17 protein-coding genes are annotated in these 23,062 nt (G+C 58.9%); 14 read left to right on the top strand and 3 right to left on the bottom strand.

Annotation, left to right across the window (positions count from 1 at the left end; all coding sequences use genetic code 11):
* The first annotated feature begins 1 nt into the window (after position 1).
* The 13 genes from J0X03_RS05760 to J0X03_RS05700 all read left to right on the top strand — a co-directional run bounded on the left by J0X03_RS05760 (position 2) and on the right by J0X03_RS05700 (position 15,655).
* Positions 2-1,033 (top strand): PqqD family peptide modification chaperone, encoded by a 1,032-nt coding sequence (locus tag J0X03_RS05760; RefSeq protein ID WP_089195060.1) that lies wholly within the window; start codon positions 2-4, stop codon positions 1,031-1,033.
* Entirely contained in the window at positions 1,030-3,567 is a 2,538-nt protein-coding gene (locus J0X03_RS05755; RefSeq protein WP_160204482.1) for a lantibiotic dehydratase, read from the top strand. The genes J0X03_RS05760 and J0X03_RS05755 overlap by 4 nt, the downstream gene beginning before the upstream one ends.
* Positions 3,560-3,775, top strand: a complete 216-nt coding sequence (locus tag J0X03_RS05750) for a hypothetical protein (RefSeq protein WP_033644030.1) — start codon at positions 3,560-3,562, stop codon at positions 3,773-3,775. Before J0X03_RS05755 ends, J0X03_RS05750 begins: the two co-directional genes overlap by 8 nt.
* Positions 3,776-3,781: 6 nt before the next feature.
* On the top strand, positions 3,782-4,816 hold the full coding sequence (locus J0X03_RS05745; protein WP_080273402.1) for an efflux RND transporter periplasmic adaptor subunit: 1,035 nt from the start codon (positions 3,782-3,784) through the stop codon (positions 4,814-4,816).
* Positions 4,809-5,519 carry an ABC transporter ATP-binding protein gene (locus tag J0X03_RS05740; protein WP_047025626.1) on the top strand — a complete coding sequence of 237 codons (711 nt, stop codon included), beginning with the start codon at positions 4,809-4,811 and terminating at the stop codon, positions 5,517-5,519. The genes J0X03_RS05745 and J0X03_RS05740 overlap by 8 nt, the downstream gene beginning before the upstream one ends.
* 59 nt (positions 5,520-5,578) lie before the next feature.
* Positions 5,579-6,673: an ABC transporter permease gene (locus J0X03_RS05735; protein ID WP_089195063.1), complete on the top strand. Its 1,095-nt coding sequence runs from the start codon at positions 5,579-5,581 to the stop codon at positions 6,671-6,673.
* A 38-nt stretch (positions 6,674-6,711) separates the two neighbouring features.
* Positions 6,712-7,839 (top strand): ABC transporter permease, encoded by a 1,128-nt coding sequence (locus tag J0X03_RS05730; RefSeq protein WP_162997473.1) that lies wholly within the window; start codon positions 6,712-6,714, stop codon positions 7,837-7,839.
* Positions 7,840-8,193: 354 nt separating this feature from the next.
* Entirely contained in the window at positions 8,194-12,195 is a 4,002-nt protein-coding gene (locus J0X03_RS05725; protein ID WP_071845117.1) for a non-ribosomal peptide synthetase, read from the top strand.
* A complete protein-coding gene (locus tag J0X03_RS05720) occupies positions 12,192-13,757 on the top strand; it encodes an MchC protein (protein ID WP_160204483.1) in 1,566 nt (521 codons plus the stop codon). The genes J0X03_RS05725 and J0X03_RS05720 overlap by 4 nt, the downstream gene beginning before the upstream one ends.
* Entirely contained in the window at positions 13,754-14,188 is a 435-nt protein-coding gene (locus J0X03_RS05715; RefSeq protein ID WP_033644038.1) for a toxin-activating lysine-acyltransferase, read from the top strand. The genes J0X03_RS05720 and J0X03_RS05715 overlap by 4 nt, the downstream gene beginning before the upstream one ends.
* Positions 14,189-14,233: 45 nt before the next feature.
* Positions 14,234-14,572: a hypothetical protein gene (locus tag J0X03_RS05710; RefSeq protein ID WP_033644039.1), complete on the top strand. Its 339-nt coding sequence runs from the start codon at positions 14,234-14,236 to the stop codon at positions 14,570-14,572.
* Between the two features lie 106 nt (positions 14,573-14,678).
* Positions 14,679-15,230: a spermidine N1-acetyltransferase gene (gene speG / locus J0X03_RS05705; RefSeq protein ID WP_033644040.1), complete on the top strand. Its 552-nt coding sequence runs from the start codon at positions 14,679-14,681 to the stop codon at positions 15,228-15,230.
* 203 nt (positions 15,231-15,433) lie between these two features.
* On the top strand, positions 15,434-15,655 hold the full coding sequence (locus tag J0X03_RS05700; protein ID WP_033644041.1) for a hypothetical protein: 222 nt from the start codon (positions 15,434-15,436) through the stop codon (positions 15,653-15,655).
* A gap of 280 nt (positions 15,656-15,935) precedes the next feature.
* Here J0X03_RS05700 and pstB read toward each other — a convergent pair whose 3' ends face one another.
* Genes pstB through J0X03_RS05685 form a run of 3 tightly spaced genes read right to left on the bottom strand, consistent with a single transcriptional unit; the run spans position 15,936 to position 20,594 of the window.
* Entirely contained in the window at positions 15,936-16,748 is an 813-nt protein-coding gene (gene pstB / locus J0X03_RS05695; protein ID WP_004941613.1) for a phosphate ABC transporter ATP-binding protein PstB, read from the bottom strand.
* Between the two features lie 28 nt (positions 16,749-16,776).
* The gene (pstA, locus tag J0X03_RS05690) at positions 16,777-18,426 is read right to left on the bottom strand and encodes a phosphate ABC transporter permease PstA (RefSeq protein WP_033644042.1); all 1,650 of its coding nucleotides are present in this window, start codon (positions 18,424-18,426) and stop codon (positions 16,777-16,779) included.
* A complete protein-coding gene (locus tag J0X03_RS05685) occupies positions 18,423-20,594 on the bottom strand; it encodes an ABC transporter permease subunit (protein WP_060660369.1) in 2,172 nt (723 codons plus the stop codon). The genes pstA and J0X03_RS05685 overlap by 4 nt, the downstream gene beginning before the upstream one ends.
* Positions 20,595-20,990: 396 nt before the next feature.
* Here J0X03_RS05685 and ppk1 point away from each other — a divergent pair, with 396 nt between their 5' ends.
* Complete coding sequence (gene ppk1, locus J0X03_RS05680; RefSeq protein WP_033644044.1) at positions 20,991-23,054, top strand: polyphosphate kinase 1; 2,064 nt, start codon at positions 20,991-20,993, stop codon at positions 23,052-23,054.
* Positions 23,055-23,062 lie beyond the last annotated feature (8 nt).

Raw genomic sequence — 23,062 nt, 5'->3', positions numbered from 1 at the left:
CATGCCGCCTGCATCCCCCCTGTTGCGTTTAAACGAGGATGTGAAACTGATCTCTCCGCAGGCGAATGTGGCGCTGTTGCTGCAAGAAAACAGTAATGCGCCGTTAAAGCTGAGTGGGTTTTCTGCCCGGCTTGCCCAACAGTTGCAAGGGGGCAGCTCCATGGCGGCCCTCCTGGCGGAGCTGGCAGAACACCACCCGAACGCAACGCCCGAACAGTGCCAACAGGCGCTGTCCGCGTTTCTGCTGCGGTTGAAACAGGCGAATATGATCGTTGATGGCGCGCAAAAGCCGCCTGCGGCGGCGAAAGTGGCCGGGCGATATCAGCTGCCTAACCCCGATCGCGCCGCACATAAAATCGCCACCGTGCTGCGGGTTGTCCCGCGCGGGTTAGGTTACGGCCTGCTGAGCCTCGCGATTGCCGCTGCCTTGTGGCGTTTCATCGCGTGTTTGCCAGGGCTAAACGCCTGGCTGCTGCAGGGCGAATGGGCCAGCGTCCAGCTGATGGTGATGCTTGTCGGCATACCGTTATGGCTGTTTTTGCATGAAATGGCGCATGCCGTCGTTTGCCGTCTTTACGGCTGCCCGGTTCTGGGGGCAGGTCTGCAATTTCGCGGCTGGTGGCTGCCCTCCGTGTTTGTCAACACCAGCGCCATCGCGCTATTCCCACTACGCGGCATGAAGGCCTGGGTGGCGATGGCAGGGCCATTGATGGATCTCTTGTGTCTGGGAGCGCTCGCGGCGCTGAGTGAAAGCGCCGCCGCCACCGCGATACGGCCGTTACTGCTGTTGATATTGTTCGGCCTGCTTTTCAATCTCACCCCTTTTCGGCTTTCGGATGCCACGCGGGCATTTCGCGCTTTTGCCCAACCCGGCGCCAATAAGAAAACCCGCGAGTGGTCTGCCCGAGGCCGCCGCCTATTCCGCAGTTATTGCCTGCTTTACAGCCTCTGCATGGCGGCGGCGATGGGTTGGTTAAGCTTCGTGAGTTGGCAGAAGGTGAATAACTGGTTGGCATCTGGAGTATTATCATGACGTTACCCGCGCAGCCTTTGTTGCTCGTCGCCCCTTTTATCATGCTGCGCACCGCAGGCCTGCCGGCGCACTATGTCAGCCAACTTCCGGATGATTTATCCGCGATTATCCGGCAACACCACTTGCAGGAGCCGGCCTGGCGGCAACTCGGGCAGGCGCTTATCGCCAGGCTGCATGCGAATATCGCATTACCCTCGGCGGACAGCGTTCGCCAGGATATGATTCGCTGTCGCCGCCATATCTTCAACGATCGCTATTTCAACCTGTCTGCCGAAGTGCGCGCCTGGTTGGCGCATTACGACTCAGCCGCTCTGGAGCAACTGACCGAATGGTTGGCGATAGCGAATGAGCGCCGGCAGTTGGCGGCAACCTTTAACCAACGCTGGCAGCGTGTCAACGAACAGACGCAGGCCTTGTTGCTCAAAGCCGCCAACGAACCGGCTCTGCGCCGGGCGCTCTGCCTTGCCTCCCCGCAGTTGCTTTGCGATCTGGAACAAAATTGGCAGAGTTGGCCGGCCAAACGGCGCCGGCGCGTAGAGCGCTCCTTGTTTGCCTACATGATTCGAGCGGCGGGCAAAGTCAGCCCATTCAGCACCTTTTCCTCTTTTAGCCTGGTCCCGTTTGAAAGCTCGGCCGGCGAAGCCACTCTGCAAACCGGTGAAGGCAAGGTGACCTCGACCGTACACCTCAACCGCTCCATCGCATTAGCCTTGCGCGACGCGCTGTATACGCAGCTCTGGTTGGCGAAACATGATCTGCCGCTGTGCCGTAACCCCTCCTTGCAACGCATTTCCGCCAGCCAGATGCGCGGCCATTTCTATCGCTATGAGAAACGCCACGGTTTGTTATGGAACGAAGAGCAGCAATTTGTCCTGGGCCTGGAGGCAGCGGAAATCGACGCCGTTCTGAGCGCCAGCCACCAGCAAAGCTGGAGCGAGTGGCGAGCGCATTTCGAACTGGCCAGGATGGCCCCGTCCGAAGCGGAAAGACTGCTGAGAAAGCTGGTGCGCAAGGACGTCTTGCGCCCGACATTACAGTGGGGAACGCATCATCCTGCCCCTCTGGCCGATGTTTTGGCGCTGATGCCGGCGGAGCTCTCCAGCGACGCTCTGCGCAACCTGCCCGAACTGCCCGAACGCTTTGGTGCGGCAGAAAACGCGGAGCGCGTTGCGCTGCTTGAGCAGGCTCAACAGACGATTCAACAGAGCTGGGAGCGGCTGACCCGCCATCAGATGCCCGAAATTCGCAATATTTTATATGAAGACGCCTGGCGGGAAGGGATCAGGATGACATTGCCTGACGCTTTCATTCCCAATGTACTTGCCCGCGTAGCGAAAGCGGTGGCCAAACGCGCCACGTTGTCGCAGGAGTACCTCTGGCTGCTGCAGAACTTTATCGACAAATACGGCGCAGGTGGCCACTGCACCGATGTCTCATTGTTTTTGCAGCAGAGCTGGCAGGGATTTATTCAATTCACCCAACAACGTATCTCGCAGTCCGCCGCCACAACGGCCCGCTGGCGGCAGCACAATATCAACCCCGCCGCCCTGAAGCTGCCGGTAACGCTCTTCCTGCAATTGGATGCCCGTCATGTGGGGCAGCTAGCGCATCCCCGGGGCAAAGTGGTCATCAACAATGCGTATTCGCGTATCGGCTGGCAGTTGGCGCGCACCACATTGACCAACGACAGCCAGGCCGACGACAGGCGCCATCAGTTGCAAAACTGGCTGCGCCAGTTCGCCGCGCCGGCGCTGCCATTAACCTTCAGCGTCAGCGGCGAGTCCAGCAATCTCCAGGCTCAGGCCCGCCTGGCGGCTCATCATCTGTGCCTGGATGAGCCGCCTCAGGTTGCCGGCGACCTGACGCTCGACCGGCTCCAACTGCATCATGATACGCAGAGCGGCCTGCTGAAGCTGACGGACAACCAGGGACAAGCGTTCCAATTATGTTACCTCGGCGCGGCGACGCCGATGGTGGCCTGGGGAACCAAATACCTGCTTACCGTACTGGCCGAACCGGTGCAGATTGGCCGCCCCGCCTACAAGCGATTGATGGCCAATGAGCTGGATCATGACTTCCGCCATGCCCCGCGCATGGAGGAGGAAGACTGTGTCCTGATCCGTGAAACCTGGTGGGTCCGCTCTTCCCGCATTTTCCATGAGCTGTCCGGGCATCAGGCGGCGGAGCATCCGGCGCGCCTGTTGGCATTGTTACTGAAGAACGGCATTCCGACAGACAGCTATGTGAACGGGCAATTCAACGATCATCTTAGCTGGCAGTCATTTAACAACGACAAGATTCGCAAGCCGATGTGGTGCAGGCTGGGCAATTCACATTGCCTTGACCAATTGCTGCTACTGGCGCGAAAAGTTGACTGGTTAGTCTTCCGAGAGGCTCTCCCGTCACCGGAAAACAGTTGGATGGAAGTGAAGAATGAAACCTATCTCACTGAAATTCACACTGAGATGGTCATCCCTGGCGATTACCTCGACGCCTCTCTTATGTCCCCTCTGAAGGAGAAATCCCATGCATAAAGTATCAGGCTTGCTGCTTATTATCGGCCTCGTCATGTTCGCTGTCGCCCTGGCCCTCAATATCTACAGTAGCTACACGGCGAGCAACGCCAACGGTGCGTCATTGTTCTCCACCAACTGGTGGGCGCGCTGGTTCCCACTTTACGCTTCGGGAGCCGCTCTGCTCTTCATTGGTGTGATCTTGCGTCTGACAGTAGGGGATCGTTAAGCACCTATGCGTTCCCCATCTTCAGAGGCACCGCGCAACGCCGCCCGCCAGCAGGCGTTGCACCTGCTGAACTCGCCTCATACTCCGCCGCGCGGGCGGCCATGGCGCAAAGCGGCGCTCGTCGGAGCGATTGCGCTGGCGTTAGCCTTAGGTCTCGTTGCCGGCAGGGCATGGTTTACCCAGCCAGCAGCGGCCGAGCGCGCCAGCGCCGCCGAGCCTCAGGCCAACACCGCAGCACCTGTCGAGCCAGCGCCCCCTGCGGCGGCCGCATCTGCAGTCACGGCCGCAGGATTCATCAAGGCCTCGCGCCTCTCCACCGTTTCGGCAGAGATTACGGGAACGGTGCAAGAGATTTATGTGCAACGCGGGGACAAGGTAAAAAAAGGCGAGCGATTGGCATCACTCGACGGGCGCTCGCTAAGAGCGCAGCTTGCGTCGCTCCAGGCCAGCCAGCAAATCGCGGCGGGCAAACTCGCGCAGACAGAGTCCCGCCTGCCGCGCGCGCGCAATCAGCTGCAGCGATTGAACCGTTTGTTGCCGCTCAACTATGTGAGCCAGGATGATGTCGACAGCGCCAAAGCGGAGTTGGATTCGTTCGAGGCGCAGCGCCGCCAATATCAGGCAGAATTACAACAAGTGGGCTGGCAGATAAAAGCCAGTGAAATCGACCTGTTGCGTACGATTATCCGCGCGCCCTTCGACGGCCAGGTGGTGTCGTTAGACGCCTCCCCAGGGGAAACGGTCTCGCCCATTTCCGCCGGCGGCGGTTTCACCCGCACGGGGATCGCCACCATTGTCGGTTTGGATAATTTTGATGCCGAAGTTTGGCTGCCCGAAAGCCAGCTGGCGAAAGTCGCGCCCCAACAACGAGTGACAATCAAGCCGGATGGCCTCCCCGATCGACAGATCTCAGGCACCGTCAGCCTTATCTCTTCGGTGGTGGATGAGCAACGCGCGGCGGTTTTAGTCATTATCAAGCTCGCTCAGCAACAGCCCTGGCTGAAACATAATATGTCAATTCAGGTAGATTTTTATGAATAAAACGGCAACCGCGCCGAGCGATCCGGTCGTACAACTGCAACAGGCCGGCAAAGACTATAAAAAAGGGCGCGAGCACATCACGGTATTGCACGATCTTGATTTTAGCCTGCACGGCGGCGAGATGGTCAGCATCATGGGGCCATCCGGCTCAGGGAAATCGACGCTGCTCAATCTGATCTCCGGCGTTAATGTCTGCGATCGGGGCGAGGTATTTTTGCAAGGGCATTCGCTGCATCGGCTGCGACCTGAAGAACGCACCTCGCTGCGAGCCCGCCATATTGGCTTCGTCTTTCAGTTTTATAACCTGTTGCCCGTGCTCAGCGCCGAAGAGAATGTCGCCCTCCCCCTGCACCTTTGGCATATGGACGCCAAACAGCGCCGGCAACGCGTCGACGCCGCGCTGGAGCTGGTTCAGATGGAACACCGGCGCCGCCACTTGCCGGATGAACTCTCCGGAGGAGAGCGCCAACGCGTGGCCATTGCGCGTGCGATAGTCACTAATCCGGATCTGCTGCTGTGCGATGAGCCTACCGGCGATCTCAGCCAGGAGGCGGGGGAGGAAATTATGGATATTATGACGCTACTGAGCCGGGAGCAGGGCAAGGCTATCATCGTCGTGACGCATGATATTCAGGTCGCCGCGCGGGCACAGCGCCAATTCCAACTCAGGGACGGCAAGCTGATCCGTAGGGATATGCCATGAGAGCCGTGTTTTACCTCTGGTTGTGGCGCTCCGCCACTGAGCAGTCGAGAAGATTTATCATGATCTTGCTGTTTATCGCCAGCGGCGTCATGTTGCTGCTGCTCATGCTGACCTTTGATCGCGCCTTCAGCTTAAAGGCAAGCGATCCGCCCGGCGCAGACAACCGGCTACTGGTGCTGAATGCACTCAGTTCCCAAATGCTGCTGCCGCAGTTTTATCATCAGAAAATGAGTCAACTGCCGGCGTTGGATCGGCTGAGCTGGGGAGTTTGGGTCGGTGCTTACTATCGCCACCCCGGATGGTTCGTGCCCGCTATCGCGGTAGAAGACCAACACTACTTCGCCATGATCCCCTCTTTAAAAATAGCGCCGGGCTTACTGGAGCGTTGGCAGAATGACCGGCAAGGCGTGCTGGTCGACAGCCGTTTTGCGGCGCAATATCGCTTAAAAGCGGGCGATCGGCTGCCGCTTTCATCCGCGATTTGGAAGCTCGCGCCTAACCCCATTCTCGATCTTTACATTACTGGCATCGTTGAAGAAACCCAAACCGACACCCCTCCCGCGGTCTGGATGCATTATGACTACCTCGACAGCGTGAGACAAAATGGCAAGCGGCTGGTGAGTTTTTTTATGGCGACCCCTAAACCCGGCATGTCTGCCGAGAACCTCTCCCGGCAGATTGATGCCCTGTTTGGCGCGGAGCGGTTGCGCGGCACCACGCAGACAGCCCCCGTACGCATGCATATAAAATTGTTTATGAGTAAATTGTTCGATTTCCATCGCGTGATTTTTTGGGTCAATCTGGCGCTGTGCCTGTTATTGGCGCTGCTGCTCAGCACCAACTTCTATGTCATGACGCATAAAGCCTTGAGCGACTACCGCACCCTTAATTATCTGGGTTTTCGCAAATCACAGTTGATTAAAGCGGTTGCCGTGCAACTCGGCGCCATCACCTTGGCGGGTGCCATCGTGGGCATGGTGTTGTCGGTTATTTTTATTCTGCTGTTGCCGACGCTGTTCCCCGCCGTATTAAACGCCGTTGAGCCGCATTTCCAGGATTATGCCATCGGCCTCCTGCTGGTCTTTATTTTATCCCTGGTCTGCGCATTGCCCTCCCTCTTGCAAATCGCTCGCCTGCAGGAGGAGAGAAAATGAACCCGCGTTCATCCTCGAAAATCCACCAGCTCGGGATATTGCTGGGCATTGGATTACGCAACCTGTGGCGGCGGCCGCTTTATTTCACCGCGATTCTATCCAGCTTCATTTTTCTCGCGGTCATTGTGACATCGTTATTTTCACTGCGCGCAGGGCTGATCGGCGCGCTGGAGTCGAGTGCGGAACCCGGCCTGTATTTTGCGCAAAGCAAAGACTCCTCTTCCGAACTGACCAGCACGATAACGCGAACGCAGGCGGCGCAACTTTCGCGCTTGCCCGGCCTTGTTGCGGCTTCGCCGGAGTGGGTTGTCCTGGTGCGGCTCCGCCCAGACAACGTGGAGAAAGAGTATCTGGTGCGCGGCGTAACGCCGGCGGCATTCACGCTGATGAACGCGAACAACGGGCAACCGCTGGTCACCCTCACCCGCGGCAGAGCATTTCAGCCGGGGCAAAATGAGCTCGTCGTCGGCGCGTCATTGGCGCGGCATTATCCGGCGTTCCACGTGGGCGAGACCATACGCCTGCACGACCGCGATTGGAAAATCGTCGGTGAATTTACCACCGGCGGTTCGCCGCGGCAGTCCGAGTTCATGGCCGATCTGGAACATATCCGCACCAGCTGGGGCGCGGGACTCGATTACAACCTGGTGGCATTGACCAGCAATGTCACCTCTGTCGAGCAACTGCAACAAGCCATCCAGGGGACGCTCAATGACCGAGTCGCCATTAGCGACAGCCGAACCTACTATGCCGGCAGCAGCGAAGGGTTGGGCCAGGTGCTGCTGTGGTTCGGCCTGTTATTTTCATTGCTGGCGGGGGTGTCGGTGACTGCGGGCATCATCGCGCTGTGTGAATCGCTCATCGCCAACCAACAAGACCAGCTGGCAATAACGCTGCTGCTGGGATTCGGCAGGGTTATTGATGTGTCTTATCTCTGCCAAACCCTCTTGCTGGGCCTGGCAGGCTCTTCCATTGGCGCCTTGTTGAGCATGTTGCTGTTCAACGGCATCACGTTCACCACGTTTGGCCACGCGCATGAGCTGGTGTTCCCCATGATGGTCAGCGGAAAAATGCAGATGATCAGTATCGCTTATGGCGTATTCATCAGCTTTATCGCCTCACTGTTTGTGCTGCCGGCCATTCGCGCAGCGACAAAGGGAAAATAATGCCGGGCGCAACAGAGAGCCGGCGAAAAGCAAGCCGCGCGTCGCCGCCGGGGTGCGGCCCAATAGCGATTAAAAAATGATAGCTACTTAATTTATTGCGGTATGCCCGGCGAAACGCGGCAGAAGATTTTGCGATGACCTTGGCGATAAGGGCAAAGCAATTTCCCCCGCCGGTCATTGTCGCCAACGAAGAGCGCAGGGCATTCATTGAATGAAATCGCGCTAGGTGAAAAACCCAAAGCACTGAATATCAATTACACAGAGATATTGATTTGATTTTGCAGGCCAAAAGAAAATGGAAAGCCTGGTGACAAGGCACTTGAGTACCACTCCAGAACAGGAGCCAGAGAAAAAATGAATGATTCATCCCTTAATAATACCCCCCTGGCGGACACCCAGCAGGGCGTATGGTACGCATCGCAAGCGAGCCACTCTTCCAAACTCTATGCGACGGCGCAAGCCCTGCGCCTGCACGGTGAAATTAATCGGACATTATTGCTCAACGCCATCGAACTGGCTCTGCAGGATATTGAGGTGCTCAACCACCGTTTCCTCGATATCGATGGCACTCCGTCTTTCGGCATCCGCCAGCCTGCTGGCCGCGTGACCGTCTGCGATCTCAGCCATCACGCAGACCCGGAGACGCTCGCCTGGCGCGCGATGGAACAGATAACGCAACGGGAACAGGGACCGGAGAATTTACATCTTCATGAACATCAGCTGTATGTTTTGAATGAACGCGAAGCGATATGGTTTTCCCGAATACACCATATCGCTTTCGACGCCTACGCCTATTCCCTGCTCCACCGCCGTGCGGGGGAGCATTACCGAGCGCTGTTGCAAGGAACGCCGCCTCTCCCCAGCCGCTTTGTCAAACTGACCACGCTCTGCCAGGACGACGTCCTCTACAGGCAGAGCGCGCAATATGCGGACGATCACCGCTACTGGATGCAGCGCTGCGCGCAGTTGCCTGCGCCGACCTTTCTGGGTGCGCCAGCGCAAGCCATGGCCGAGCACACGTTGGAAGTCGAGACCGTTATCGATACCGAGCTGGCGCTAGCCCTGGGCAGCTTCTACCAAAGCAGCGGGATCGCGTTATCCGACATCTTGCTCAGCGCGTTCGCCAGCTATTTCTCCCGCTGTCAGTCGGGCGAGCGGCAACTGTTGTTCGGCCTGCCCTGCATGGGGCGGCTTGATACTTATGGCGCCCAGGCGGCGGTCACCCGCAGCAATATCCTGCCGCTTCTGCTGGATTTGCCGCAACACGCGCACTTTCGCGACGTTTGCGCCACCGTCGCCCGCAGCCGGCGCGAGCTGCTCGCGCACCAGCGCTACCGCGGAGAATGGATCGGCCGAGCCATCGGCAGGGTAGGCGATACTCTGCCCCTTTACGGCATCGAACTGAACATCTTGCCTCCGCCTGCGACGCTCGATTTTGCGGAGCTAAGCGCCACGGTCAAACATATCGCCACCGGCCCCGTACGCGATCTTAACCTCCACCTGGAACTGGGTACGGACCTGCAACCGCGCCGCCTGCGTCTTATCGCCAATGCCGCGCGCCATCATCACGCAGAGCTGCAATTGCATGTGCGGCGGCTGTTGCATTGGATCATGCAGTTGGTTGCGGCGCCGACCCTTCCGCTGCAACAACTGACGCTGCCAGCACCGGCGGAACTGGCGTTAATCGCGCAATGGAACGACACCGCCCAGCCGTTACCCGCCAACACGATCCTCGGCCTGTTCCTCAAACAGGCTCAAGCCACTCCGCATCAGCTAGCCGTGCTCGACGAAAACGAACGGCTGAGCTATTCGGCGCTGGAACTGCGCTCACGGCGGTGCGCGCATGCCCTTGAACGCCATCTGCAAGGCGCTCGCGGCCAGGTGATCGCCGTCACACTTGAACGCAGCGTAGCCTTAGAAGTGGTTCTGCTGGCCATTATGCGTGCCGGCGCCACGCTATTGCCGCTGTCGCCCGAACTGCCGACGCGGCGACAGCAAAAGATGCTCGAGCAGGCCAATGCGGCATTGCTGATAGCCGATCGCGCCGATGACGACAGGTTGCCGGACAGCGTTCCCCGGCTCGATCTCGCCGCGCTGTACTCACTAGCCGCCCATCAGGGCGACGCGGCATTGCCGCTCGTCACGCGGCAAAGCGGCGCAGATCCGGCTTATATTCTGTTCACATCCGGTTCCAGCGGCGCCCCAAAAGGGGTGATCGTGAGCCATCTTGCCTTGGCCAATCGCCTGCAATGGATGCAGGCCGAATATCCTCTCGGAACGCAGGATCGCGTGCTGCAGAAAACGCCGGCCACCTTTGATGTGTCGATTTGGGAGTTTTTCTGGCCGCTGATCGGGGGCGCAACCTTGGTGATGGCGCGGCCCGGCGGCCATACCGATCCGGCGTACCTGCTGAATTGCATCGTGCAGCATCGCATCACAACGCTGCACTTTGTTCCATCGATGCTGGCGCTGTTTCTCGACGCCGTCGAACGCAGGCCCGAACCGCTGCCACTGCTCAGGGTATTCGCCAGCGGGGAAGCCTTGTCGCCGGAGCTGGCCCAACGGCAGCGGACATTGCTGACGGCGCCTTTGCATAATCTTTACGGCCCGACGGAGGCCGCCATTGATGTCACTTACCACGCGCTGAGCTGCAGCGACGAGAAGCGCAGCGTGCCTATCGGCCGCCCCATTTGGAATACGCGCATCCACGTGCTGGATCCCTTCGGCAACACCACCCCCATTGGCATCGAAGGGGAATTGCACATTGAGGGCATTTGTCTCGCTGACGGCTATGCGGGCCAACCCGAGCTGACGGCAGAACGGTTTTTCGCCACGGCGGACGGCAAGCGCCTTTACCGCACGGGAGACCTGGCGCGCTGGCGCCCGAATGGCGAAATAGACTATTTGGGGCGGCTGGATCACCAGATAAAAATACACGGGCAGCGTATTGAGCTGGAGGAAATTGACGCGGTTCTCAATCGACATCCGCAGGTGCTCCAGTCCTGCGCCAACATGCATGACGGGCGCATTGTCGCCTATGTCGTGGCCAGCGGCGCCGAGGCCGATGAAAAAGCCTTACTAGCGCTCTGCCGGGAATATCTCCCTGCCTACATGCTGCCGCAGTGCCTGGTGTTTCTCTCCGAACTGCCGCTCAGCCGCAATGGCAAACTGGATAGAAAAGCGCTGCCCGCTCCGCAAAGCCCGCAATCACAGGGCGGTGGCATTCCCTCCTCCCTGACGGAGCAACGGCTGTGCGAATATTTTGCCGATGCGCTGCGCCTGCCTGCCGTGGCGCCTGAAGCCAACTTCTTCGAACTGGGAGGCAACTCGCTGAGCGCCGTTGATGTCGCCGCCCGCATTAACGCCGGCCTGGGTTGGCAAATCACCATCGCCAGTATCTTTGCTCATCCTTCAGCCCGGGCGCTGGCCGAACAAGGCCAGCACTCAGCGCCGGATATGCTCGATGCCACACTGCTGCTGCGCCCTGGCGCCGGCGCTTCGCAAAACGCGCTGCCGACGCTGTTTTGCATCCATCCGGCCGGTGGCATCGCCTGGTGTTACAGCGGCCTGGCGCGTTTTCTCAAAACGCCGTGTGAAATCGTCGGCTTGCAAGCTCAAGGCCTGACGCCGGGCAGCAATATCACCCGAACGATGGATGAAATGGCCGCAGAATATGCCAGGCGCATACGCGCCCATCAGCCCGAGGGGCCTTACTGGATCATCGGGTGGTCGGTTGGCGGCATGATCGCCCACAATGTCGCCATCCACCTAGAGCAACAAGATCAGCAGGTCGAATTGCTGGCGATGATGGATGCCTATCCCAGCGATCTGTGGCGACGCTTCGCTTTTGAAACGCTCAATGGCGAAGAGGAGGAGAGCCTGGCGCTGGCCGCCCTGTTGTTCATTGCGGGCATCGCCTTGCCCTTCGATCAAGAATTGCCTTCGCTGGTCGTGCCGAAAGGCGAGATCCTGCAACGCGCGGAAACAATCGCCCTGTTGCGAAAACACGGCAGCGCCCTGGCCAGTCTGGATGACGGCACGCTCGACCGCTTGATTGACGTGGTGATTAATAGCCGCCGCCTGGTCGGCCAGTCGGAACACGGCCACTTCTACGGTAATTTGCTGTTCTTCACGGCAGCAGCGCCGCGCGCAGAAGACTGGTTGGATTTGGAGGCCTGGCGCCCCTATGTACATGGACGAATACAAAATATCGACATCGACTGCGATCACCCCGCGATGGCCAGGGCGGAAGCATTGCGCGATATCGCCGGGCATCTGGACGCCGCTTTTGCTCGTTTCGCGCAGCGCACGTCCGTATCAGAACTGAACTACACCATAGAGTACATCACCCAATGAGCGATTCTTTTTTACTTAAGGACCTGGCGGAAAATTTAGTGCCTTTCACGGCACACCGGGTTACGTCCTCTCTCATTTGGTCCGCCGAAGAAAAGGCAGACGGCGAAGCGCTGCACGCCGCGTGCAGCTATCTGGTCACTCCCGATACGCCAGGCGCCGTCAAAGTTTTCCACGCGGAACGTTACGGCGGAGGCGGTATTCAACGTAACGGCGGCGGCGCCCGCTGCGGTTTTGATGGCCGTTACCAGGTGAAAGGAATCGGTGCTAATCCGCTGGTCGGGCAAGGTTCGGATTGGTATCACTCCAATGGCGAACTGCGCGCCGAACAGGCGATCTATGAAGCCCTATGGAGCGAAATGCTGGCGCAGACGTTGCCTTATGGCGCCGCGCGCACCCACGCGATTTTGCTCACCGACAGCTATACCCATGGGGATTTCACCCGCACAAAGGGCCGCTCTCGCCGCGCCCTTCTGGTTCGCGAGCCCCTGGTCCGCCCGGCACATTTTGAACGAACGCCCTACTTCCGGCCCAAAGCGGAATATGCAGGGCAGCTCATGCATGACGTTCAACGGGTTAAATCCGTGCTTCGCCGCCTGCCGGACTATTTGCCGGTCCCCACCGCGGGCTTCAGCGAACAGGCCGCTCGCGATCCGCGGCGCCGCTGCCTTGAGGGGATGTATGAGCTCACCAAACGTCTGGCTCGGCAAATGGCGTTTTGCCGCACCCGCTTCCTGATGTTGACCACCTCATCCTCCAACATCACCATGGACGGTAGGGTATTGGATTTTAACGGGCTAACCTGTTTATTCCCCAGCGATCATCGTTACGATTTCGAATACCAGCTCAAGTTTGCACAATTGATGAGAGAACCGGCAATCATTCAGAACAGCCTATCCGAGCTGTGCTTCTACCTTGGGAAGTACCTGTTTGATCGGCCTTTCATTGCCATCGCCCAGCAACAGGTAAAAACCTATTTCTGGCATTTTTTTCAGCAGGCCTGTTGCCGCGGCTATTTGACGCTACTGGGCATTCCCATCGACCTGCTCTCACCGGCGGAGACGCCAAAACCCTTAGAGAGGCTGGCAAACAGTTTCCTGCAGCTGCTTATCCACCGTTGCCGAAAGCTCTATGTCTCAGCGGAAATGGCGGGAGACGAATCGCCGCTGGAACGTTTGGTCGTGACCTTGATTCGCTGCAGCCAAGGGCACCCCGTCCCCACGCATGACGATTTCTCACGGGATGCGCGTTTTATGGGCACCCTGAGCGCTTTCTCGCAGGTCAATCATTGGTTGGTCGAAACCTGCCGCGCCCAGGGAATCGATGCCACCGTTATTCAGAAAGGCATGGCGCAACAGGCTCGCCTCAGGCTGCGGCCCCGCCCCCAGTGCGGGAAAATACAGATGCTCAACGAAATCACGGCTCTGGTGGAGGCCAATGGTGATGACGACCAACGCTTGCGGCAACTGTTAACCGACATGCGGATAAAGGCGGTGGCCTTCGCCAAAGAAACCTTTGGCGGGCAGCCGCTTGTCATCCCCTCCAGGAGAAATGAACCAGCATGACGCTCTATATTCGAGAAACCGCCGGCGGCCAAGATCAATGGTCAGACTATGAGCAGCTTGGTTTTGCCGTGAGCTGCATGTTACATCACCGAAATTACAGCCTTCATCCGATAAAAAGCGTTCAAGAGCGCTTGATATTTGCCATACAGCACGGGCAGATCAAGTTTCTTTTCGACACCAATGACCAACCGCTGGCCTATGTTCTCTGGGCCTGTCTGACGGAGGACACCGAAACGCAATTGCAACGCGATCCGGGGTTCCCACTTCACCCTTCCGAATGGAATGAGGGAGACAGGATATGGCTGCTCGATTTTTGTTGCAGGCCCGGTTTCGCACCTCAGGCAATCAAGCGCTTCAACAAGCTCAAACCCTGGGGAGAGGGCCAGGTGCGCTGGCAGAACAGAAAGAGAAAGGTAATGACGCTGGCCTGATCCGCACGGCCCGCTCCTTAAATAAAACGAATGGAGAGCCCCTCGATGGACGGATTTGTACTCATGGCGATCAAACGAATCGCGGTAGAAACGGCATTTTTCTGTGAAGGCCCCTATGACAGCGATAACGGATTTGAGCGTCTGATGGCCTGTAAAACCCGCAGCGACTTGAACAATAGCGCGTTTGGCGATGTCTTCCTGCATTCGTTTCTTCGCGGCAAAAGCGTGGAAGAAATAAAAAGCGTTGTCCTAAATTCGGCAATTCAATTGATTGTTGCGATTAAAAAAGTATCGGCGGAAATCGCCGAACAAATTTTATTGCAGACTCCATTGCCACCAGAGGCCATAAGTGTCGCCAGGCCAGCTAATACCTGCACCGTCTGAAGTCTGAACCTTGCCTAAACGGCGCCCACGCGGCGCCGTTTTTTTTCGCCTTCATCCATTCTGTGAAGTTATACTTTGCACAATTTCACGGCACAGAGGAGCCCACATGTCCAGCACTGCCAGCGTCAGGTTACGCCCATTGGAACGGGACGATCTGTCGTTCGTCCACCAGATGGACAACAACGCCAGCGTTATGCGCTATTGGTTTGAAGAACCCTACGAAGCCTTTGTCGAACTTTCCGATCTCTACGACAAACACATCCACGATCAGAGCGAGCGCCGCTTTATCATCGAGCACGAAGGCGCCAAGGTCGGCCTGGTGGAACTGGTGGAGATCGATCACATCCACCGCCGCGCAGAATTCCAGATCATCATCGATCCCGCCCACCAGGGCAAAGGCTACGCCAGCACCGCCGCCCGCCTGGCGATGGACTACGGCTTCTCGGTGCTGAACCTGTACAAGCTGTACCTGATCGTCGACAAGGAGAACCCGAAGGCGATCCACATCTACAGCAAGCTGGGCTTTAACGTGGAAGGCGAGCTGATCGACGAGTTCTTCGTCAACGGCGAATACCGCACCGTGCTGCGCATGTGCATCTTCCAGCCGCAATATCTGGCGAAGTTCAAAACGCCGGGCGATAAGCCGCTGGTGAAGTGACGGTCTGCGAGAAAAAAGAGAAAACCCGCGCTGGCGGGTTTTTTATTGGCGAATAACCGGCTAGTATTCGGTGATGCCATTTTTACCGGAAAATGAGCTGATAAAAAAGCCAAGAACGTATTTAACCGGAATAGTGGATGAAACAGTAACGCACCGCAATAACAAGAACCTTTCCTCTGAATTTCTACGAAGGAGTAACGTAAATGGCTAAAGTTTCAAACCTGCTGCTTTTTATCGGCCTGGCGATGCTCGCCATCGCCGCCGGTCTAAATACCTATAGCGGCTACGCGCCTGCAGATCCCAACAGCACCCCGCTGTTTTCCCCGCTCTGGTGGACGCGCTGGTTCCCGCTCTATGCCTCGGGGGCTGCGTTGCTGTTGGTGGGGTTGGTATTGCGGGTTACGGCTAAAGGCCGCGCGCATTAAGGATTACCATTTCAGCACCGCCGAGCCCGCCACAGCCATTATCGACATGAACAATTATATTGATCATCACCGACAACATAATTGTGGTTGATAATAAATTGCAGAGAATGGATTGAATTCCACATGATGAAAGATGAATAAAACAAACTCGCCGGCAATCAGACTTATGCCATGCATTAATTCATGCCGGCTTAATGCGCGGGTAAAATAAAACAGCAGACGCAGGCCGACTGCAACGGCCATTGCCGGCGACGGAGCGAAAACCTCCGTCGCTCTCCCCTCACCCATACCGCCCGGTAATATAATCCTCGGTGCGGCGCTGGCGCGGCGACGTGAAAATGGCGTCGGTGTCGTTGTATTCCACCAGCCGCCCCTGATGAATAAAGGCGGTGTAGTCGGAGACGCGCGCCGCTTGCTGCATGTTGTGCGTCACCAGCACCACACTGTAACGCTGCTTCAACGCCGAAATCAGCTCTTCGATGGTCAGCGTGGAGATCGGATCCAGCGCCGAAGTCGGCTCGTCGAGCAACAGTACTTCCGGCTCGATGGCGATGGCACGCGCGATCACCAGGCGCTGCTGTTGGCCGCTGGACAAGCGGAAGGCGTTTTCGCGCAGCCGGTCCTTCACCTCATGCCACAGCGCGGCGGCGCGCAGCGAACGCTCCACCGCTTCATCCAGCAAGCGCCGGTCGCGCACGCCCTGCAGGCGCAGGCCGTACACCACGTTTTCATAGATCGATTTCGGGAACGGGTTCGGCCGCTGGAACACCATGCCCACCCGCCGCCGCAACGCCGCCACGTCGATCTGCGCGCCGGAGATCGCCGCGCCGTTCAGCTGCAGTTCGCCCTCGATGCGGCAGTTGTCCACCAGATCGTTCATGCGGTTGAAACAGCGCAGCAGCGTCGATTTGCCGCAGCCCGAAGGGCCGATCAGGGCCGTCACCCGGTGTTTCGGGATACGCAGCGAGATATCGTGCAGCACCTGTTTGTCACCATAAAACAGGTTCAGGCCGTTGACCGCCAGCGCGGTCTGTTCATCGTCGAGATGCTGGACATCCAGCCGGGGCAAACTGCCTGGCGTCATCAAACCCATTACGCACTCCCCAAAAATAGCGTCATTGTTACTGCGACCATGCTCGGTACCGCTCCCTCAGCGAATGGCGGATGCCCATCGCCGCCAGATTCAAACTCACCACGATCGTCACCAGCAAGAAGGCGGTGGCGAACACCAACGGCCGCGCCGCCTCCACGCTCGGGCTCTGGAATGCCATATCGTAGATCTGGAAGCTCAAATGCATGAACTTCCGCTCAAGGTGCAGATACGGGAAAATCTCGTCCACCGGCAGCACCGGCACCGATTTCACGACCCCCACCAGCATCAGCGGCGCGGTCTCCCCGGCGGCGCGCGCCACCGCCAGGATCAGGCCGGTCATCATCGCCGGCGCCGCCATTGGCAGCACGATGCGCCACAGCGTCTCGGCCCGGCTGGCCCCCAGCGCCATCGAGCCCTGCCGCAGCGAAGTGGGTATGCGCGACAGCCCTTCCTCGGTGGCGACGATCACCACCGGCAGCGTCAGCAGCGCCAGCGTCAGCGCCGCCCACAGCACGCCGGGCGTGCCGAAGGTCGGGTTGGGCAGGGATTCAGGATAGAACAGCTGATCGAGCGTGCCGCCTATCATATAAACGAAGAAGCCGAGGCCGAATACGCCATAGACGATCGAGGGCACGCCGGCCAGATTGACCACCGCGATGCGGATCACCCGCGTCAGCAGATTGTTGCCGGCATATTCGTGCAGATACACCGCCGCGATCACGCCAAACGGCATCACCACGATCGACATCAGGATCACCATCAACACCGTGCCGAAAATGGCCGGGAACACCCCGCCTTCGGTATTCGCCTCGCGCGGGCTGTCGATGAGAAACTTCTTCACCTGCTCGCCCCAGTGCGCCAGCTTCTCGGAGGTGCTCATGGCGTTCGGGTACCAGGCATCGCGCACCTGGCTGAGCGGAATGGTCAACGTCTGCCCGTGCATGTCGCGCAGCAGCAACGCGTCGCGCTGGCGATCGCGGTTCAGCCCCGCCAGACGTTCGGACAACAGCTGATACTGCCGCTGCAGCTCCAGCCGTTCGGCCTTGATGGCGTCTTGCGCGCGGGCGTCCAGCTTATCGTCGCGCTGCAGGCGCTTTTCCCGCAGCCGCAGCGCGTCAAACTGCTGATTGATGCGCGCCATGTCGCGGAATTGAATGTCGTGCGCCTGGCGCGAGAGCGCGGCGATTTGCGGCAGGCGCTGCTGCAACGCCTGCCCCAGATTGCGGCCGGTCAGCGGTTGCCCATCTTCCAGCAGCCCCGCCAGATAACCGTAAGCGGTGCCATGGCTGTCGCGTTCCAGCACCAGCAGGCTGCGCGGCGTGCTTTGGCTGCGGATATCGCTGGCCAGCAAGGTGCGGAAATCCTGCCCCTCGCGCTCGCGGTTGCCGACCTTAATCAGATAACGTTCGACGTTCTGCGCCTCGCCCGGCGGCGTGACGCCCGCCTCAGCCAGCTGGCGCCGGGAAATGCTTTGTTGCTGGTACAACTCGCCGATCACCGTCACCGGCCCGGCGCCGTTCTGATTCAGTTCGAACTGATAAACCGGGCTCGGCCAGAAATAGCGCATCCCCTGCCCGGCCAGCAGCAACAGAATGCCGATCAGCGCCAGCAGGCTGACGGCGACCGAACCGGCGGTCAGCCACACCCACGGCGACCCGCTCTTCACCCAGTTTTTCATGGCGCCTCCTGATTCGGCGTGTAGCGCTTGCGCAGCCGCAGGCGCACCGCCTCCGCCAGCGTGTTGAACACGAAGGTGAAGACAAACAACACCAGCGCAGTCAGGAACAGCACGCGGTAATGGCTGCTGCCGGAAACCGCCTCCGGCATTTCGATGGCGATATTGGCCGCCAGCGCTCGCAGCCCCTGGAACAGGCTGCCGTCGATAATCGGCGTGTTGCCGGTGGCCATCAGCACGATCATGGTTTCTCCCACCGCGCGGCCAAAGCCGATCATCAGCGCGGAGAAAATGCCGGCGCTGGCGGATGGCAGCACCACCTTGATCACCGTCTGCCATTGGGTGGCGCCCAGCGCCAAAGAGCCCTGGCTCAGGGTGGCCGGCACGCTGAACAGCGCATCCTCCGCCAGCGAGAAGATGATCGGCACCAGCGCGAACCCCATCGCCACGCCCACCACCAGCGCATTGCGCTGGTCATAATTATCCCCCAGCCAGAAATGCAGCGGCTCACCGAACAGCGCCACCTCCAGCCACGGCCCCAGGCTGAACGCCAGCCACACCGTCAACGCCAGCAGCGGCAACAGCAACAGCAGATCGACGCCCGGCCGGCAGCGCGGCATAAAGCGATGGGTCAACGCGCCGCACAGCAGCACCGCCGCCGCCAGCAGCAGCGGCAACGCCAGCACCGCCAACAGATACTGCTCGATGATCGGCGCCAGCCAGATGCCGGCCACCAGCCCGATCACCACCGTCGGCAGCGCGCCCATCACTTCGATAGCCGGTTTGATCACTCGCCGCAGCCCCGGCGTCATAAAGTAAGCGGTATAGATGGCGCCGGCCAAGGCCAGCGGGATGGCGAACAGCATCGCGTAAGCCGCCGCCTTGAAGGTGCCGAAGATCACCGGCATCAGGCTGAATTTGGGTTGGTAGCTGTCTTCGCCAGAGGTGGACTGCCAGACATAGGCCGGCTGCGGGTAGTTCTCGTACCACACCTTGCCCCACAGCGAACGCCAGGTGACGTCCGGATACGGGTTGTCGAGCGCATAGCGCTGCCAGCCCTGCGCGCTCTCCAGCAGCAGGCCATCGCCGCGCGGCGCGAACGCCATTTGCCGCACCTCGGCGCCCAAACGGGTATTCAGCAGCGGCTGGGATTGGATCGTGGAGAATAACGAGAAGCCGCCATCGGGCCGCAGGGTGGCGAACACCCGGCGATAAGGTTCAGCCACCGTCAGCTCCTGCCCGTCGGCGCCGTGGTCGAAATGCTGTACCGGCGTCAGTCGCCAGCGCTGCTCTTTTTCCACCTCGAACCACTCGCGCAGGTTGCCGTCGGCGCCCTTGATCAGCAGCGCGCTGCCGCCGGGCAGCGCCGTCATCTGGTACGGGGCGTGTTCGCCCAAGGTGCGCGTTTCACGCAGCTGCAGCTGCGCGCCGTCTATCTGGTAACGCGCCAGCCGGTTGCCCGCCAGCAGGTAAAGCTGGCGGCCATCCGGCGTCAGCACCAACTGCTCTGCGTCGTGTTCCAGCGGACGTTCGCTGAACTGCGGCGGCCGATCCGGGCTGAAACGGCCGAACACCAGCCGCCGATCGTCGGTCACCCCGGCCAGCAGATACTGCCCGCGATGCGCGTCCGCCAGCGACAACAGCTTCAGCGGCTTGCGCTGCGGATCCAGCGCCAGCGGCGGTTGGCCGAGTGGGAACAGCCACTGCGGCCGGCCGTTTTCCGCCGTGGCGAAATCCGCGCGCGCCACCACCAACCGGCCGTCGGCCTGCGCCAACGCGAACAGATCCCGCTCTCCGGCGGCCTGCGCGAGCAGCGCCGGTTTGGCCAGCAGCGTTTGCTGCACCAGCGGTGTCTGGGCCTGGCCGCTCGGCGCCGGCGACAGACGATAAAATTGCCCCGTGCCCTGCGCATCGATGCGATAACCGACGCGCTGCTGCACGTCCATGCCCAGCGCCAGCGCCGGGGAAGACGCCACAATCGGCAGCGGCTGAACTTGCCCAAGCGAGGCCGGTTTGAACAGCGGCAGCACCGCAAACAGCAGATAAACGAAGATCAGCATCAACGTCATCAGCACCATCAGCCCGCAGGCGGTCACTGCCGCCTGCACGCCGCGGTCGATGCGCCCGCGCAGGCGATCTCGGGGATGTTGATTTGCCGTCGTCTGTGTCATGTGTCTCGCTGTCGCTGATGTAATCGGGCTTACGCCGTAAGATAACCGGGCATCTTATGTCAGTTTTATGACGTTTGCATGACAAAGTTACCCGACTCAACCCAGGTTTTTTACACTGCCAACAGACAATATGAATTTGATATATTGCTGAAAAATGACCATAAACACGCTTTATAACGCCAAGAATAAGCCTGCTAACCGTCATTTCATGCTGATCGTTTCACTGCCGGGCATCCCGCCGCGGGGAAAATTTATTGTCGGCGAAAAACGCCGCGCGCCAACGCAATGGATATGTTGGACTTTCCTGTCAATCTCTCGCAATAATGATGAAGGACACTAGAGCGGCATCCGGGCGCTGCGTCCCGGATCCTATTCTAAAATTGAACTGGAGTGGCAATGGGTCAGGAAAAGCTCTACATCGAAAAAGAACTAAGCTGGTTATCCTTTAATGAACGCGTGTTGCAGGAAGCCGCAGATAAGAGCAATCCCCTGATTGAACGAATGCGTTTTCTGGGCATTTACTCCAACAACCTCGACGAGTTCTATAAGGTCCGCTTCGCCGATCTCAAACGCCGCATCCTGATCAGCGAAGAGCAGGGCTCCGCCGGCGCCTCGCGCCACCTGCTGAAAAAGATCCAGGCCAAGGTGCTGAAAACCGATCAGGAATTCGACGGCCTGTACAACGATCTGCTGCTGGAAATGGCGCGCAACCAGATCTTCCTGATCAACGAACGCCAGGTGTCCGAAAACCAGCAAATCTGGCTGCGCCAGTATTTCAAACAGCATCTGCGCCAGCACATCACGCCGATCCTGATCAACCACGACACCAATCTGGTGCAGTTCCTGAAAGACGATTACACCTATCTGGCGGTGGAAATTATCCGCGGCGCGCGCACCGACTATGCGCTGCTGGAAATCCCGTCGGACAAAGTGCCGCGCTTCGTCAATCTGCCGCCGGAAGCGCCGCGCCGCCGCAAGCCGATGATCCTGCTGGACAACATTCTGCGTTACTGCCTGGATGAGATTTTCAAAGGCTTCTTCGACTACGACGCGCTCAACGCCTATTCGATGAAGATGACCCGCGACGCCGAGTACGATCTGGTGACCGAAATGGAATCCAGCCTGCTGGAACTGATGTCCTCCAGCCTGAAACAGCGCCTCACCGCCGAACCGGTGCGCTTCGTTTATCAGCGCGACATGCCGAACGAGATGGTGGAACTGCTGCGCGGCAAGCTGGGCATCTCCAACTACGATTCGGTGATCGCCGGCGGCCGCTATCACAACTTTAAAGACTTCATCAGCTTCCCGAACGTCGGCAAGGCCAACCTGGTCAACAAGCCGCTGCCGCGCCTGCGCCACATCTGGTTCGACGGTTTCCGCAACGGCTTCGACGCCATTCGCGAAAAAGACGTGCTGCTCTACTACCCGTACCACACCTTTGAACACGTGCTGGAGCTGCTGCGCCAGGCGTCGTTCGATCCGAGCGTGCTGGCGATCAAAATCAACATCTACCGCGTGGCAAAAGACTCGCGCATCATCGAATCGATGATCCACGCCGCGCACAACGGCAAAAAGGTCACGGTGGTGGTCGAGCTGCAGGCGCGCTTCGACGAAGAGGCCAACATTCACTGGGCGAAGCGCCTGACCGAAGCCGGCGTACACGTGATCTTCTCGGCGCCGGGGCTGAAAATCCACGCCAAACTGTTCCTGATTTCGCGCCGTGAAGGCGATGAAATTGTGCGCTATGCTCATATCGGCACCGGCAACTTTAACGAAAAAACCGCGCGCATCTATACCGACTATTCGCTGCTGACCGCCGACTCACGCATCACCAACGAAGTGCGCCGGGTGTTCAACTTTATCGAGAACCCCTACCGGCCGGTCACCTTCGACAACCTGATGGTGTCGCCGCAGAACTCGCGCCTGAAGCTGTATGAGCTGATCGACAACGAAATCGCCAACGCCCAGGCCGGGGAACAGGCCGGCATTATGTTGAAAATAAATAATCTGGTGGATAAAGGGCTGGTAGATCGGTTATATACCGCGTCCGGCGCCGGCGTGAAGATCCGCCTGCTGGTGCGGGGCATGTGTTCCCTGATTCCCAACCTGCCGGGGATCAGCGACAATATTCAGGTGATCAGCATCGTCGATCGCTTTTTGGAACACGATCGGGTTTACGTTTTCGACAACAAAGGTGACAAACGGGTGTATCTGTCCTCCGCCGACTGGATGACCCGCAACATAGATTACCGTATCGAAGTGGCGGTATCGCTGCTGGATCCGGCGCTGAAACAGCGCGTTCTGGACATTCTGGAGATCCTGTTCAGCGATACGGTCAAGGCCCGTTATGTGGATAAAGAACTGAGCAACCAGTACGTGCCGCGCGGCAACCGCCGCAAAGTGCGCGCCCAGGTGGCTATTTACGAGTATTTAAAAGCTCTGGAACAACCAGGACAGTAGGCCAGCAA

The organism is Serratia ureilytica (genome assembly GCF_017309605.1).
In the GTDB taxonomy this organism is placed as follows: Bacteria; Pseudomonadota; Gammaproteobacteria; order Enterobacterales; family Enterobacteriaceae; genus Serratia; species Serratia ureilytica.
This window is presented reverse-complemented; position numbering and strand designations above follow the sequence as displayed.